The following is a 13,918-nucleotide window of genomic DNA, read 5'->3' as shown; positions in this document are numbered from 1 at the left end:
GTCTATTAAGTATACGCTTTTAAGTTATCTTAAAAATCGAGAGACTTATGCCTCCAATATCTATGTAGTTTTATTCTCCTAGCAAAGAATCAAGAGCACCCCTATCCAAGACCATCTTTATCATTGTGAGAGTTTTATATTTCAAAACAGCAGCAGAACCATTAATTGATGGCCTGCTGCTGTTCAAATGATTGAATTGTGCTTTCATATAATTCAATAAGCGGTAATATATTTTTTTTACTATCGAAATGTTCCAATACCAATTTTCTTAACTCTCTGCCTGTTTGAACCCCAATACTTGATTGATGGAGGTTTCGTAAGTCCCGATAAATAATGGCCTGGCTGCTGGCCTGTTTTGCAGCATGATCCCCAAAGTAGCATTCCCACGCTTGTTGAAAGTTATTACTATTCACTTCCCCAAAGTATCCGAGATTTCCACACGAAATAACGGGTCTCTCGCATGCCATTGCTTCCAAAGCAACCCTGCCAGTACCAACAACATAGTCTGCAAGCGCATAATAGTCCTTCACATTTTGTTGTTCCCCGGTGAAATGAATGAACTCTTCCTTACACGAAGAATGGATACTTGCTGCCATATTCTTAATATCCTTTAGTTGGCTTCCGTTGCCTACGATGATCACATGAAGGTTGGGAATATCCTTTAATTTCAAATCCCTGCAGGCTTTGATTAAAAGCATGCAGATTCTTGCTTTATGTCGAGTTATCCTGCTGCAGTATAGAATTACTTTAGCTTTCGGAGGAATATTCATTTTTTCCCTTAATTCCAATGAAGGGGAAGGGGAAAAATCGGTTGTATCAATACCATTTGCAATTATTGAAATATTCTTAGGGAAAAATGGCTGAATATGTTTTTTTACCGGTTCACTAACCGCAACTGCGGCATCTGTAATCCGTAAGACACTTTTTATATCGGATTCAGGGAAGTATGTCCCGTGAAGAGTGAATATGAACGGAATGTTTGAGAGTTTCGCAGCCTTGGCAGCGATGTTGCCCGATGTAATCTGGTGACCATGCACTAGTGAAATCTGTTCTTTTCGTAACAAATCTACCAAACTGTTTAATAATAGAGATTCTGCCTCGGAATTGATTGTTAATGTTTCAGGAAAATTCATTTGATGAATTTTACATCCCGTTTCTCGTAATCGACTTATCATCCTCCCGTTTCCTGTAACAACTGCTGTATAAATTCCTCTAGACTGTAATTCCTTCACAAGACTCAAAACATGCGTTTCCGTTCCACTTACATCCATCGTATCTAACACCATCAGAACTCTTATTGATTTCATGATATTTTCCTTCTTGTGGAAACTTTACACGATTCAGGAAATGAAAGAAGTTTAATTTGATTTGAAGAAAATGGGGAAATAACGGTGTTTATTTCTTGTCTTAAGAATGAGAGGGGCTCTTGATCCGTCCCAGTTACGGTACAACAAATAATATCGTCAACATCAATTTGCCCCCATCTAACATAATAACCATTATTTAATGCTTCTGAAAAAACAATATTAATAGGAAGTGAACATTTGAAAAATGGGTAAGTTGCTTGACTTGACCCTGTATCCGGACATTCTTCGATTAGTTCAGATGTTTTGTAGCATGAAGGAATTAAGCTTATGTAATCCCTTATTTGTCTATATTTCATAGTTATCACCTCAACTGTATCATATTCAGCCTTTAAAGAAATGGACATGGATTTGTAAAACCTTCAAAAAATAATTCAAGTAATTTAAAAAAAGGTTGTTTAGTCCAAGCCGAAAGACCAGTCATCAATATACTACTTTTGAAGCGATATAAGAAAGGCGCAGCAAAATGTCAAGATCCTCAAAGTAATCCAATTGACTCTGATGGTTCGGAATTCAAGGAGATCGAATCTAGGTAAAATAGTAGCAAAAATCCAGATCGAAATTCATTTTCGGTTGGAACCATACAAGGATACACATTCTCGATCGACAACGAGTTAAGTGCTGTATTAAGGAATGGAAGGGGGACCGTTGCAAAAAGGAAGAGGAAAAAAGAAATCCGAGCATTGGGGATGAAGGAAATAAAGAAGTGAACAATGATGAAGGAATAAAATAGACAATAAAAAAGGTGGTAAAAAAATGAGCAGTGAGAAGCAAGAGAAGCAATGTAAAAAGAATTCCTGCGACTATCTCTACTATAAATGGCTTATTGAAAATGGTCAAACAACTCCGGGGAGACCTGGAGCCCCAGGTGCATCAGGAGATTCGTACCATGATTTGAAAAAGGTTTTAAGAAGACTACTAGGAAAAACGGTAACGGTATCCACTGATTTTGCCCCGGTGACGGGAATATTAAGTGCTATTGAAGAAGATTATGTCGTAATTACTGAAGCAGCTGGATCTGTTGTATTTGTTCCGCTTTACGCTCAAAATTCAGTTAGAGAGCCTATTTAAGGAGGAGAATGCATTGTTAGATAGTATTTTTTATAGACAATTAAGACATTACATTGGGAACACGGTTGAAGTGGCTACGAGCAGTGATTTATTCGTGGGAGTGTTACATGAAGTAACCGATGAAATAATTCGATTAACAGAAACGGCTCTGGGTTATGAAAGTAACTTAGATATCATTACAATACCACTGGATCAGATTAAGTATGTTCGCGTAGATAACGCACAATAAGTTATATGAAGAAGCAGCCATCTATCAGGTGCTGTTTCTTTTTTGCGTTTGAAATGCCCTCGTATTCGTCCAATTACCGACTGGATTATTAAACAAGGTATATCATAATAATCAGTCATTCTATTCATTAGGTAAAATAAATGAAAGGAGCTGTGTTAATTGGTCGGGGTCATTTGATTCCTTAAACTACCCTATTCGATTAAGACTTGAGTGTAGTTTTCCAAGTTTTATAGCATGTATCTTTCCTGTGAAAAAGGAATACTGAATTCAAGAGGAGCAATAGGTCTTCAATATTCCATTTGACAGATTGGCACTAAATTATGGAGCTATCATCTTTCATTCTACTTAAATCGTTGTTAAGTTTTTGGATATAAGTTTGTAAAAATGGCGGAAAAGGTAGTTAAATATTTTTCAGTTTTGTACAATAATTATATAAGAGATTTGAAAAGGAGTTTTACAATGGAAGGCATCACTGATCATTTGAAGGAAAATCTGGATATATTGTTTGTTGGTTTCAATCCAAGCATTCGGTCAGGAGAGACTGGCCATCATTATGCGAATCCAAACAATCGTTTTTGGAAAATCCTCTTCGAGTCCGGGCTGACACCAAGGAAATATCACCCAACTGAAGACTCGTCATTGATGGATTTAGGTTATGGTTTTACCAATATCGTTTCCAGGCCTACAAAAGGTGCTGACGAAATCACAAAAGAGGAGTACATAAAAGGAAGGAAGCAGCTAAAAAGGAAAATTGAAAAGTATAAACCTAAACTTGTCTGTTTTGTTGGCAAGGGTGTCTATCAGGAATATCGTCAATTACGAAAAATCTCTTGGGGGCTGCAAGGAGATCCTTCATCGAAGCGGACAATGGAATTCGTTGCCCCTTCTTCGAGCGGTTTAGTGAGAATGCGGATAGAAGAAATCATTGAAATATATAGTGAGTTGCCAATTCTGCTCGGCAAGCTGGGGAAAAATTGAAGGAACTTAGTAAAAAAAGGGTGGAATTCATATGAGTCAGGATAGTGCTGAATGGAAAAGTGGTGGCTTTTCCGAAGTTAAAGAAGGGGAAGGATTTTGGCAAGGAGTTAAGGATTGTATACCTACATTATTGGGATATTTAAGTATCGGTTTTGCTGCAGGGGTCGTCGAAAAAACATCAGGATTAAGTATGATTGAAGTGGCACTTATGTCGCTTTTACTCTATGCAGGGTCAGGACAATTCATAGCGGCAGGGATGATAGCTGCAAGTCATCCAGTATCGGCCATTATTTTTACGATTTTTTTTGTTAACAGTCGTCATCTTTTACTTAGTGCTGCATTGGCACCATATTTCAGGCATCAAAGTTTGAAACAAAACATGATAACGGGAGCCCTATTAACGGATGAAACGTTTGGAGTGGCCGTCACATCAGCACAGAAAAAGAAACAACTCGATTTTAAATGGATGCTTGGTTTGAATCTTGCAGCCTATTTAAATTGGTTCATTGCAAATATGGCCGGCGGTTTCTTTGGACAATGGATTCCTGATCCCGAAAAATACGGGATGGACTTCGCCTTGCCAGCGATGTTTATCGGCCTTTTAGTTTTGCAAATTTTAAGTAAAAAAGCCTTTTTTATAGATCTTGCAGTCGCTATTAGCAGCATATTAATCGTTGTTGCAGTAAGTTTCTTCTTTCCTGGCAGTACTGGCGTCATAGTAGCAACGATTGTAGCTTCAACGATAGGGATGGTGATTGGCAGATGGAAATAAGCGGATATATCCTTGTTGTCATCATAGGGACTTCGATTGTAACTTTCATACCTAGAGTCGTTCCATTGATGCTGCTTAGTAAAATGCAGATTCCTGAGTGGGGCATTGACTGGCTGAAGCATGTGCCAGTGGCTGTAATGGCGGCGTTGTTGGCTCAAGAGCTACTATTATCGGAACAGGTCTTTTCAATTAAGGATAATGCATTGAATTTATCCGCAGCTTTACCTGCTTTCCTGGTTGCCATTTTTACGAGGAGTCTCTTGGGTACGGTTATGATTGGAGTGCTTTCCTTGATGATATTACGATTTTTCTTTTAATAAGTACTAAGGATAGGCCGATATAACCAGTAATGGATTTTCCATTACTGGTTTTTCATTTCACATAACATAATTTACTATAAGCAACTATTTGAATTCGTCCATTTCGGTTAGGCAAATAACGATTTTCAATGAACATTGTCAGCTTGATTATCAAATAAGGCAGTGATTACATAAACTAGGGTGATAACTTCTGAAGAGTCGTTTTGGTTAACTGGAATGAAAGCGCTTCTAATTTAAAATGAAGGCTGTTTTCACATACTATGTTGCTATTTACCAGGTAGTGAGTTGTGGTTGATTTCCCCTCCAGATGCTCGCTTTCCGCGGGGCGGGCGGTGAGCCTCCTCGGCGTAAACGCCTGTGGGGTCTCACCTGTCCCGCTGCTCCCGCAGGAGTCTCGCACTTCCGCTCCCATCAACCTTAAATAGTTTCGTTTTAAAAACAACAATCTTTACGAAAAGAGCCAAAATGAATGATCCAACGTTTAGAAAATGGGAGTCTGTCAACAATGGGAATAAGTAAATAACTATGGAGGTGTTCAATTAATGAATGTTAATGGTGCCCTAGAGGTTCTTGATCGTATGCGGCTTCCTAATGGCGCGTATACTGCAAGCGTTTCCGATGATTATAATTATGTATGGATAAGGGATGTCGTTTATACAGTACTGCCATTTATAAATGATCCATCCAATCGTTATGAGAAAGCATATCATGCTTTATTCGACTTATTTCAATCCTATGAGTGGAAGATAGATATTCATACTGAACAGAAACCCCAGTATCTTTATGAACATATCCATGCACGGTATTCCACTGAATTGGAAGAACTGACTGATGAGTGGGGGCATGCCCAAAATGATGCGATAGGTGCCTTTTTATGGGGTGTCGGAGAAGGATATAGGCATGGAAAAAAGGTGATAAGAAATCAACGTGATTTACAAATCGTACAAAAGTTGGTCAATTACTTGGAATGCCTGCAATATTGGCAGTCGGAAGATAACGGGATGTGGGAAGAAAATATCGAAATTCATGCTTCAAGCATCGGTGCATGTGTTGCTGGTTTGAATTCAGTCAAGATGCTGGTCAACGTTAAGGAGGAACTGATAATGAAGGGAGAAGAAACACTTCGTTTCCTACTCCCGAGGGAAAGTTATTCAAAAGAGACGGATCTAGCCCTTTTATCCTTAATTTATCCTTATCGACTGGTAGATCGTGAAATAGCCCTTAAAATATTGAAGAATGTCACAGGGCGCCTTGAAAGAACAAAAGGTTGTATACGATATGAAAAGGACCTTTATTATAATGAAGGCCAGGAAGCGGAATGGTGTTTCGGTCTTCCTTGGCTGGGCTTATGCTACCTTGAACTTGGCATGATGAACAAAGTAAAGGAATATACAGATAAAACGAAAATGATCATTCCAGAAAATTGGGAAGTCCCTGAGTTATATATTGGAGGCAGTAATATTCCAAACAGGAATACTCCCCTGGCATGGTCAGTCTCATTATCCTATTTATTCTTAAAGAAAACTCACATGATCCGAACTGAACAAGTAACATGAAGCATTCATACATGATTCCTTAAAGCTCTTTCCTATAAAATGGGGAGGGCTTTTATTGGAATAACAATATTTTTACATTAAATGGTCTTTTTCTACATAAAAATGTTTTAATTTTCAAAAAAAGGGCATTTAATTATAATAAGTTCACCTCCATTTGAAGGATTAATATCATTTCCACCGAATATATATAATAACTGGGGAACGATGGGTAAAATACTATCGAGTTAATACTGATGGAGGGGTTTTATTGAGTACAATTATGGACCAGCTACAAGAGAACTATCCAAGCGATTTCGATTTATATTTATTTCATGAAGGCACCCTTTATGAAAGCTATAAAATGCTTGGGGCACACATTGTAACATCATTAGGTAATGAAGGAGTACGCTTCGCCGTTTGGGCCCCCCATGCCAAGCAAGTTTCAGTAGTCGGAAATTTTAATAATTGGGACGGAAATGATCATGCGATGAAACGGATCGAGCGTTCAGGCGTCTGGGTGTTGTTCGTACCAGGACTTCAAGAAGGGGAACTTTATAAATACGAAATACATACACCTGGAAATAAACGTATCCTAAAAGCCGATCCATATGCCTTCTATTCGGAAGTCAGACCAAAAACAGCCTCGGTCATTAAAAGGCTGGATAATTTTGAATGGCAAGATTCGAAGTGGATAGCCGATAGGAAAAAGGAAAATATCTATCATAAACCCATGTCCATATATGAAGTACACCCTGGAACATGGAAACAGACAGAAGATGGTGAATTTTATTCGTACCGTGAATTGGCTGATAGATTAGTTGATTATGTGATTGATAATAGTTTTACACATATTGAAATCATGGCCATAATGGAACACCCATTTGATAAATCGTGGGGATACCAGGTCACGGGCTATTATTCCGTTACCAGTCGTTACGGTTCACCGGAAGATTTTAAGTATTTGATTAACCTTTGCCACCAAAAGGGCATTGGCGTCATCCTTGACTGGGTTCCCGCCCATTTTTGTAAAGATGCACATGGACTTTCCCGTTTTGATGGTACGCCTCTCTATGAACCAATTGATCATACTAGGGCAGAGCGTCCGTTATGGGGAACATACAATTTTGATTTTACTAAACCGGAAGTAATCAGTTTTCTTATATCAAATGTGATGTTTTGGATGGATGTATACCATATTGATGGGGTTCGAGTCGATGCGGTATCGTCAATGGTTTATTTAAATCATGATAATCCCTTGCCGGTTAAGCTGAAAAACCAGTTTGGCGGTGAGGAAAATATAGAAGCCATACAATTTTTGCAAAAACTTAATGAGGTGGTTTTCAAAAAATATCCAAATGCACTAATGATGGCTGAAGAAGCAACAGACAGGCCGCTTATAACATCACCTACCGATATCGGAGGCCTGGGTTTTAATTACAAATGGAATATGGGATGGACTAACGATATTCTTCGTTACATGAAACTTGAAACGAATGAAAGGCCAAATCACCATAGCCTCTTAACATTTTCATTGTTCTATGCTTTTTCAGAAAATTTTGTCTTGCCCTTTTCACATGATGAAGTAGTTCATGGCAAGAAGTCTTTATTGAATAAGATGCCAGGTGACTATTGGCAGAAATTCGCAAACTTACGGTTGCTCTTTGGGTATTTCATGACACATCCTGGAAAGAAACTTCTCTTTATGGGCGGTGAATTTGGCCAGTTCATAGAATGGAAAGATGAGGAACAATTGGATTGGCTGCTTTTGAAATATGAATCTCACGAAAAGCTGGCATATTACTTCCGTACCCTTCAGGAATTTTATAGGCAAACTTCCTCTCTATGGAGATTGGATCATGTCCAGGAGGGATTTGAATGGATAGAACCAAACAATAGTAGTCAGAGTATCATAACCTATATAAGAAAAGGTAAACGCAAAGGTGATTATTGTATTGTTGTCTGTAATTTCTCTGCACAGTCCCATGCTCATTATCAAATAGGTGTGCCTTCCCAGGGGAAATATATAGAGGTCTTCAGCAGTGATTCAGCAGCTTTCGGAGGATCTGGTCAGGTCAATGAAAAACCCATTAATGTCAAAAAAGAATCATGTCATAATCAACCATACAGCATGGAAATAACCGTACCTCCTTTAGGCATATCAATTTTTATGAAGCAAACAAAAAAAAGACGGGGGAGAGTGAACGAATAATGGGAGCGAAAAAATGGATAGCAATGTTATTGGCAGGAGGCCAGGGTTCTAGGTTAGGTGAATTGACAATCGGTTTGGCAAAACCAGCGGTTCCCTTTGGCGGTAAGTATAGGATCATCGATTTTCCATTAAGTAACTGCACTCATTCTGGTATTGATACGGTTGGGGTACTGACCCAATACCAGCCATTGATTCTAAATGATTATGTGGGTAATGGCAAAGCTTGGGATCTGGATCTGGATGTTGGCGGAGTTTCAGTTCTTCCTCCTTATCAAGGGAAAGAAGGCGGTGAGTGGTATAAAGGTACGGCAAACGCCGTTTATCAAAATATCCAATACATTGATAACTATAATCCGGAACATGTACTGATTCTCTCCGGTGACCATATTTATAAGATGGATTACAGTAAGATGCTGGATTATCATATCGAAAAAAATTCAGAGGCAACCATAGCTGTCATTCAAGTGCCATGGCAGGAAGCAAGCCGTTTTGGGATTATGAATACCAATGATGATGATAAAGTCACCCAATTCGATGAAAAACCAAAGTATCCAAAGAGTAATCTCGCATCCATGGGAGTATACCTGTTCAATTGGAAGAACCTAAGACGGTATTTAATAAACGATGAAAAAGATGCAAACTCTTCTAATGATTTCGGTAGCAACATCATTCCCAAGATGCTAGAAGATCGAAAAAAACTGTATGCTTATCGTTTTAATGATTATTGGAAAGATGTTGGAACGGTCGAAAGCCTTTGGCAGGCCCATATGGATTTATTGGAGGAAACGCCAAATTTCCAGTTGGATGATCAGCAGTGGAAGATTTTTGCGCGAAATGCAAACCACCCTCCGCAATATATCTCATCAGATGCCGAGGTCAGTCAGTCGCTTATAAATGAAGGGTGCATGATACATGGAAATATTGAACATTCGGTTTTATCATATAATGTACAGGTGGGCTATGGGTCAACCATAAAAGATTCCGTCATCATGCCTAATGTTACGATTGGTGAAAACGTTCATATAGAAAGAAGCATCATAGCCAGCAATTGTGTTATAGAAGATGGTGCAGTAGTTGGCAATTCAGCGGTTACATCCGATATCACCTTAATTGGCGAAAATCAGACCATTGTCAATCCAAACAAAAAGAAGATCACTCTTAACTAGAAAAAGGGGAAGATCCTATGGAAAATGTGTTGGGTATTATTAACTTAATCAATGAAAGACAACATTTAAAAGAGCTGACCGCTCACCGTAATGTAGCATCAGTACCATTTGGTGGACGCTACCGTTTGATTGACTTTACGATGTCGAACTTCATAAATGCGGATGTATCAAAGGTGGCCGTTTTCCCAAAAGAAAAATATCTCTCAGTCATGGATCATCTTGGCTCAGGAAAAGAATGGAACTTGGATCGGCGTTCAGGAGGATTATACATCTTGCCCCCTATCCATCCGGACGAAACGGTAACAGGCGATATGAAGCAATTCTATGATCACCTCAGCTTTTTTGAACGTGCAGCGGCAGATACTGTCATCATTTCACCTGGAAGCCATGTATGTAAATTGGATTTCAATGATGTGCTTGATTATCATAAAAAACATAAAGCGGATATCACGGTCGTTTATAAGGATTATGTAGGGGAATTGATAGAAAAGCCAATCTATCACACCTGCTCAGTAGATTCTGATGATGACATCACGGACATAAGCTTTTATACCATCCCTAGACCTGGTGACCATGTTTGTCTCGAAACCTTCATCATAAGTAAAACCTTATTGGTGAACTTGATCAAAAGCTGTGTTGCCAGTGGAGAATATGATTTTTTGAAAGATGCTGTGAAAGCCAATCTTCACCGTTTTACTGTCAAAGGCTACAATTTTACTGGAGATATGCCATTCATCCATTCCATTGAAAGTTTTCATTCCAGTAATATGAATTTCCTGAACCCTTCTGTTATCCGTTCTTTCTTCGGAGACACTTGGGATGTTTATACAAAAATCAAACATGAGGCACCGACCAAATATTCACGATCTTCGAAGGTTACCAATTCATTGATAGCCAACGGTTGTGATATTGAAGGGACTGTCGAAAACAGTATACTCTTCCGTGGAGTAAAGGTAAAAAAGGGAGCGGTTATAAGAAATAGCATCATCATGCAAAAAGGCGTGATTGAAGAAGGTGCTATCGTGGAAAATATCATAACCGATAAAGAAGTGAAAATTACTAGTGAAAAATCAGTTATTGGTTTAAAACAGCCAGTTGTAATAAAAAAAGCGGAAGTCATTTAAAAGAGGAGGTGCGGCAATGAATGTTGTATTTGCTGCTTCAGAATGCGCCCCTTTTATAAAAACGGGAGGGCTCGGAGACGTTATAGGTGCGCTCCCTAAAGCGCTAAAAAAACAGGGAGTCCATGTAAGTGTCATCCTTCCTAAATACGGGGATCTGCCTAACCGATTTAAACAGGAAATGAAACATATGACGAGTATTGAAGTTCCTGTTGGTTGGCGCCAGCAATTTTGTGGTATCGAAAAACTTGTTGCAAATGGAATTACATATTATTTCTTAGATAATGAATATTATTTTAAACGGCATGGGAGTTATGGTTTTTTTGATGATGGCGAAAGGTTCGCCTTCTTTTCTCGTGCAATATTAGAGGTTTTACCCTATTTAGAAAAAAAGCCGGATGTCATACACTGTCATGATTGGCAAACGGGCCTTGTCAGTGCTTTGCTGAAAGCCCATTATCATAACCATCCTTTCTATCAGGATATTAAAACGATATTTACAATACATAATTTACGCTATCAAGGAGTTTATCCTAAAGCTGTTTTAGCAGAATTACTGGATTTAAGTGAATTATATTTTAATATCGATGGTCTTGAATTCCATGGAAATGTCAGTTATTTGAAAGCTGGCTTAGCTTTCTCCAACATAGTCACAACTGTAAGTCCAAGTTATTCCGAAGAAATTCAGAGTCCCTATTTTGGGGAAAACCTGGATGGGTTTTTAAGGAAAAGAAATGGTGACCTTAAAGGGATTATCAATGGAGTGGATTATGACGAATATAATCCTGCGGAAGATGAACATCTTCCTGTTCCATTCGATTCCTACGAGGGTAAGATGGAGAATAAACGTGAGTTACAGAAATCGTTGGAGCTTCCAGTCAATGATGGTGTCCCGGTCATATCAATGGTGACCAGGCTTGTTGATCAAAAAGGAATGGATCTTATTCTCCATGTTTTTCATGAAATGATGAACCAAGGAATTCAATTCATTCTTTTAGGTACGGGTGATGAGCAATATGAATCTGCATTTCGCCATTTAGCTGACCAATATCCAAATCAGGTTTCAGTAAATACATATTTTGATGAGGGTTTAGCAAGACGAATATATGCAGGTTCTGATTTATTTCTAATGCCGTCCCAATTCGAACCATGTGGAATTGGCCAACTATTGGCGCTTCGTTATGGTACTCTGCCGTTAGTGAGGGAGACAGGCGGACTTCGTGATACAGTCATTCCGTATAATCAATTTACTGGTGAGGGGAATGGTTTCAGTTTTACGAATTATAATGCACACGATATGCTTCATACAATTGAACAATCAGTTGGGCTTTACAAATTCCAGCCCAAAAGATGGAGGAAGATGGTCGAAAGTGCAATGAAGTTAGACTTCAGTTGGACATCATCTTCCATAAAGTATATTGAGCTGTATGAAAGTCTCATCCCTGTCATGAAGTGATAATTGGATAGGTAATACATAAAACACTTGCGAAAATAAGTCTTCGTAAGTGTTTTGTTTCTTTTACCATCAAATATGGGTATATGTTTGATATATATAAAATATTGTTGTGTAGGAGAATGAAAAGATGAGAAGAAGAAGAATGGAATTTGTATTTTTATTTATTTTAATTGCCGCAGTTTATATGATCCTTTTCACTCATGTAAGCTTCAACGTGAAGCTATTTTTTATTGGATTATATATTTTTGTCATGGTTGTTACCATGTTTTCACTCATGCTGGAAAATAGATTTGCTCACGAGACCCTTTTATGGATGTATGTACTTTTGTTTTTCCCGGTATTTGGATATGTATTTTATCTATTTTCAGGTCAGCTCTATTTAAAGGGGTATTTGTTTCGAAGTAAAAGGAAAAGAGATCGGGAAGAATGGAAGAGTCTTGTCACTCATGTATCACCGCCAGATCTTTCGTTCTTGAATAATCATCAGCAATCATTCGCAGCTTTTGCCAAAAATGCTTCTGAGACAACTATAAGTACATCTTCGCAAACGGAAGTTTTGAAAAATGGAAACGAAACGTTTACGGAAATCATTAAACAATTAAAAAAGGCTGAAAAATTCATTCATATTGAATATTATATTTTTCGTTCAGACAGGCTTGGTACCGAAATTATAGATATCCTTATTGAAAAAGCAAAAGTTGGTGTTGAAGTTTTATTCATTTTTGATGCGGCGGGTAGTTTAAGCCTTTCAAATAATGAAGTTAAGCGGATGAAAAATGCAGGGATAAAAGCTTATCCATTTTCGCCATTGAAACATGGTTTTTTCAATCAAAAGTTCAATTTTAGGAATCACCGCAAAATCATCATCATTGATGGGGAAATTGGTTTTGTAGGCGGTTTAAACGTAGGTGAGGAATATTTGGGACGAAATAAAAACATTGGTTTTTGGAGAGATACACACATGGTCCTGAAAGGGGAAGCGGTAAATATGCTTCATACCGTTTTCCTTTTGGATTGGGAATATGTTAGTGGGGAAGATGTATTGCAAGAACGTCCAGCATTCAAAAATAAAGTTGAACATGGGGATGGAGCTGTCCAGGTTGTAGCGAGCGGACCTGATACACAACAGGGAATAATGAGTGATTTTTACTATTCGCTTATTACTAGCGCCACTGAATCAATCTGGATTGCAAGCCCATACTTCGTACCTAATCAAGCCATTAAAGCAGCAATTAAACATGCAGCCATTAAGGGGTTACAAGTTAGGCTTATGGTTCCGGCAGTAAATGATGGGTTTTTAACCCAATATGGCAGTCGCTCCTATTTCGGGGAGCTGCTTCAATTCGGTGTAGAGGTATACTCGTATAAAAAGGGCTTTTTACATCAAAAACTTATTATCGTAGATGGTGATATGGCCTCTATAGGGACCGCAAATATGGATATGAGGAGTTTTCATCTGAATTTCGAAGTCAATGTCTTTCTTATGGGCAGCCGTACCATTGATGATCTTGTCACTCATTACAAAGAAGATATGAAAGATAGTGACAAACTAGATTCAATCAGGTATAACGATCGTGGCTTCTTGGAACGTTCAAAAGAATCATTTGCCAGATTGTTTTCGAATGTACTCTAATGGGAAAAAATGAAGATAAATAGTATAGTTGAAATGTAATGAAATTAGTTGGCCATAAGGAGAA

General features: G+C 38.3%; 13 protein-coding genes. 11 read left to right on the top strand and 2 right to left on the bottom strand.

All coding sequences use genetic code 11. The features are described 5' to 3' along the window. Positions 1–161: 161 nt before the first annotated feature. A complete protein-coding gene (locus tag UP17_RS12925) occupies positions 162–1,307 on the bottom strand; it encodes a glycosyltransferase (RefSeq protein WP_061463373.1) in 1,146 nt (381 codons plus the stop codon). Continuing rightward, positions 1,304–1,663, bottom strand: a complete 360-nt coding sequence (locus UP17_RS12920; RefSeq protein ID WP_155727322.1) for a hypothetical protein — start codon at positions 1,661–1,663, stop codon at positions 1,304–1,306. The genes UP17_RS12925 and UP17_RS12920 overlap by 4 nt, the downstream gene beginning before the upstream one ends. A gap of 457 nt (positions 1,664–2,120) precedes the next feature. Between UP17_RS12920 and UP17_RS12915 the strand changes: the two genes are divergently transcribed. From UP17_RS12915 to cls, 11 genes are all read left to right on the top strand, one after another. Next, the gene (locus tag UP17_RS12915) at positions 2,121–2,435 is read left to right on the top strand and encodes a DUF2642 domain-containing protein (protein ID WP_061463371.1); all 315 of its coding nucleotides are present in this window, start codon (positions 2,121–2,123) and stop codon (positions 2,433–2,435) included. Positions 2,436–2,448: 13 nt separating this feature from the next. Then, positions 2,449–2,664, top strand: a complete 216-nt coding sequence (locus UP17_RS12910; protein WP_061463370.1) for an LSm family protein — start codon at positions 2,449–2,451, stop codon at positions 2,662–2,664. 459 nt (positions 2,665–3,123) lie between these two features. Continuing rightward, the gene (locus UP17_RS12905) at positions 3,124–3,642 is read left to right on the top strand and encodes a mismatch-specific DNA-glycosylase (RefSeq protein ID WP_061463369.1); all 519 of its coding nucleotides are present in this window, start codon (positions 3,124–3,126) and stop codon (positions 3,640–3,642) included. Positions 3,643–3,673: 31 nt separating this feature from the next. After that, the gene (locus tag UP17_RS12900) at positions 3,674–4,414 is read left to right on the top strand and encodes an AzlC family ABC transporter permease (RefSeq protein WP_061463368.1); all 741 of its coding nucleotides are present in this window, start codon (positions 3,674–3,676) and stop codon (positions 4,412–4,414) included. After that, the gene (locus UP17_RS12895) at positions 4,405–4,731 is read left to right on the top strand and encodes an AzlD domain-containing protein (protein WP_061463367.1); all 327 of its coding nucleotides are present in this window, start codon (positions 4,405–4,407) and stop codon (positions 4,729–4,731) included. The genes UP17_RS12900 and UP17_RS12895 overlap by 10 nt, the downstream gene beginning before the upstream one ends. Before the next feature lie 545 nt (positions 4,732–5,276). Next, entirely contained in the window at positions 5,277–6,290 is a 1,014-nt protein-coding gene (locus tag UP17_RS12890) for a glycoside hydrolase family 15 protein (protein ID WP_061463366.1), read from the top strand. A gap of 259 nt (positions 6,291–6,549) precedes the next feature. Further along, positions 6,550–8,478: a 1,4-alpha-glucan branching protein GlgB gene (gene glgB / locus UP17_RS12885; RefSeq protein WP_167556011.1), complete on the top strand. Its 1,929-nt coding sequence runs from the start codon at positions 6,550–6,552 to the stop codon at positions 8,476–8,478. Continuing rightward, positions 8,478–9,644, top strand: coding sequence for a glucose-1-phosphate adenylyltransferase (locus tag UP17_RS12880; RefSeq protein WP_061463364.1), 1,167 nt, complete (start codon positions 8,478–8,480; stop codon positions 9,642–9,644). Before glgB ends, UP17_RS12880 begins: the two co-directional genes overlap by 1 nt. 17 nt (positions 9,645–9,661) lie before the next feature. Continuing rightward, positions 9,662–10,768, top strand: a complete 1,107-nt coding sequence (glgD, locus tag UP17_RS12875; protein ID WP_061463363.1) for a glucose-1-phosphate adenylyltransferase subunit GlgD — start codon at positions 9,662–9,664, stop codon at positions 10,766–10,768. A 16-nt stretch (positions 10,769–10,784) separates the two neighbouring features. After that, positions 10,785–12,221 (top strand): glycogen synthase GlgA, encoded by a 1,437-nt coding sequence (gene glgA, locus UP17_RS12870; protein ID WP_061463362.1) that lies wholly within the window; start codon positions 10,785–10,787, stop codon positions 12,219–12,221. A 127-nt stretch (positions 12,222–12,348) separates the two neighbouring features. Further along, positions 12,349–13,854 carry a cardiolipin synthase gene (gene cls, locus UP17_RS12865; protein ID WP_061463361.1) on the top strand — a complete coding sequence of 502 codons (1,506 nt, stop codon included), beginning with the start codon at positions 12,349–12,351 and terminating at the stop codon, positions 13,852–13,854. Positions 13,855–13,918: the final 64 nt, after the last annotated feature.

The organism is Peribacillus simplex (assembly GCF_001578185.1).
In the GTDB taxonomy this organism is placed as follows: domain Bacteria; phylum Bacillota; class Bacilli; order Bacillales; family DSM-1321; genus Peribacillus; species Peribacillus simplex_A.
This window is presented reverse-complemented; position numbering and strand designations above follow the sequence as displayed.

Coding starts and splice junctions, on each gene's coding strand:
- glgB (WP_167556011.1), top strand. CDS start 6,550: ATGGACCAGCTACAAGAGAACTATCCAAGCGATTTCGATTTATATTTA.
- UP17_RS12900 (WP_061463368.1), top strand. CDS start 3,674: ATGAGTCAGGATAGTGCTGAATGGAAAAGTGGTGGCTTTTCCGAAGTT.
- UP17_RS12920 (WP_155727322.1), bottom strand. CDS start 1,663: ATGAAATATAGACAAATAAGGGATTACATAAGCTTAATTCCTTCATGC.
- UP17_RS12925 (WP_061463373.1), bottom strand. CDS start 1,307: ATGAAATCAATAAGAGTTCTGATGGTGTTAGATACGATGGATGTAAGT.
- UP17_RS12915 (WP_061463371.1), top strand. CDS start 2,121: ATGAGCAGTGAGAAGCAAGAGAAGCAATGTAAAAAGAATTCCTGCGAC.
- UP17_RS12880 (WP_061463364.1), top strand. CDS start 8,478: ATGGGAGCGAAAAAATGGATAGCAATGTTATTGGCAGGAGGCCAGGGT.
- UP17_RS12905 (WP_061463369.1), top strand. CDS start 3,124: ATGGAAGGCATCACTGATCATTTGAAGGAAAATCTGGATATATTGTTT.
- cls (WP_061463361.1), top strand. CDS start 12,349: ATGAGAAGAAGAAGAATGGAATTTGTATTTTTATTTATTTTAATTGCC.
- glgA (WP_061463362.1), top strand. CDS start 10,785: ATGAATGTTGTATTTGCTGCTTCAGAATGCGCCCCTTTTATAAAAACG.
- glgD (WP_061463363.1), top strand. CDS start 9,662: ATGGAAAATGTGTTGGGTATTATTAACTTAATCAATGAAAGACAACAT.
- UP17_RS12890 (WP_061463366.1), top strand. CDS start 5,277: ATGAATGTTAATGGTGCCCTAGAGGTTCTTGATCGTATGCGGCTTCCT.
- UP17_RS12895 (WP_061463367.1), top strand. CDS start 4,405: ATGGAAATAAGCGGATATATCCTTGTTGTCATCATAGGGACTTCGATT.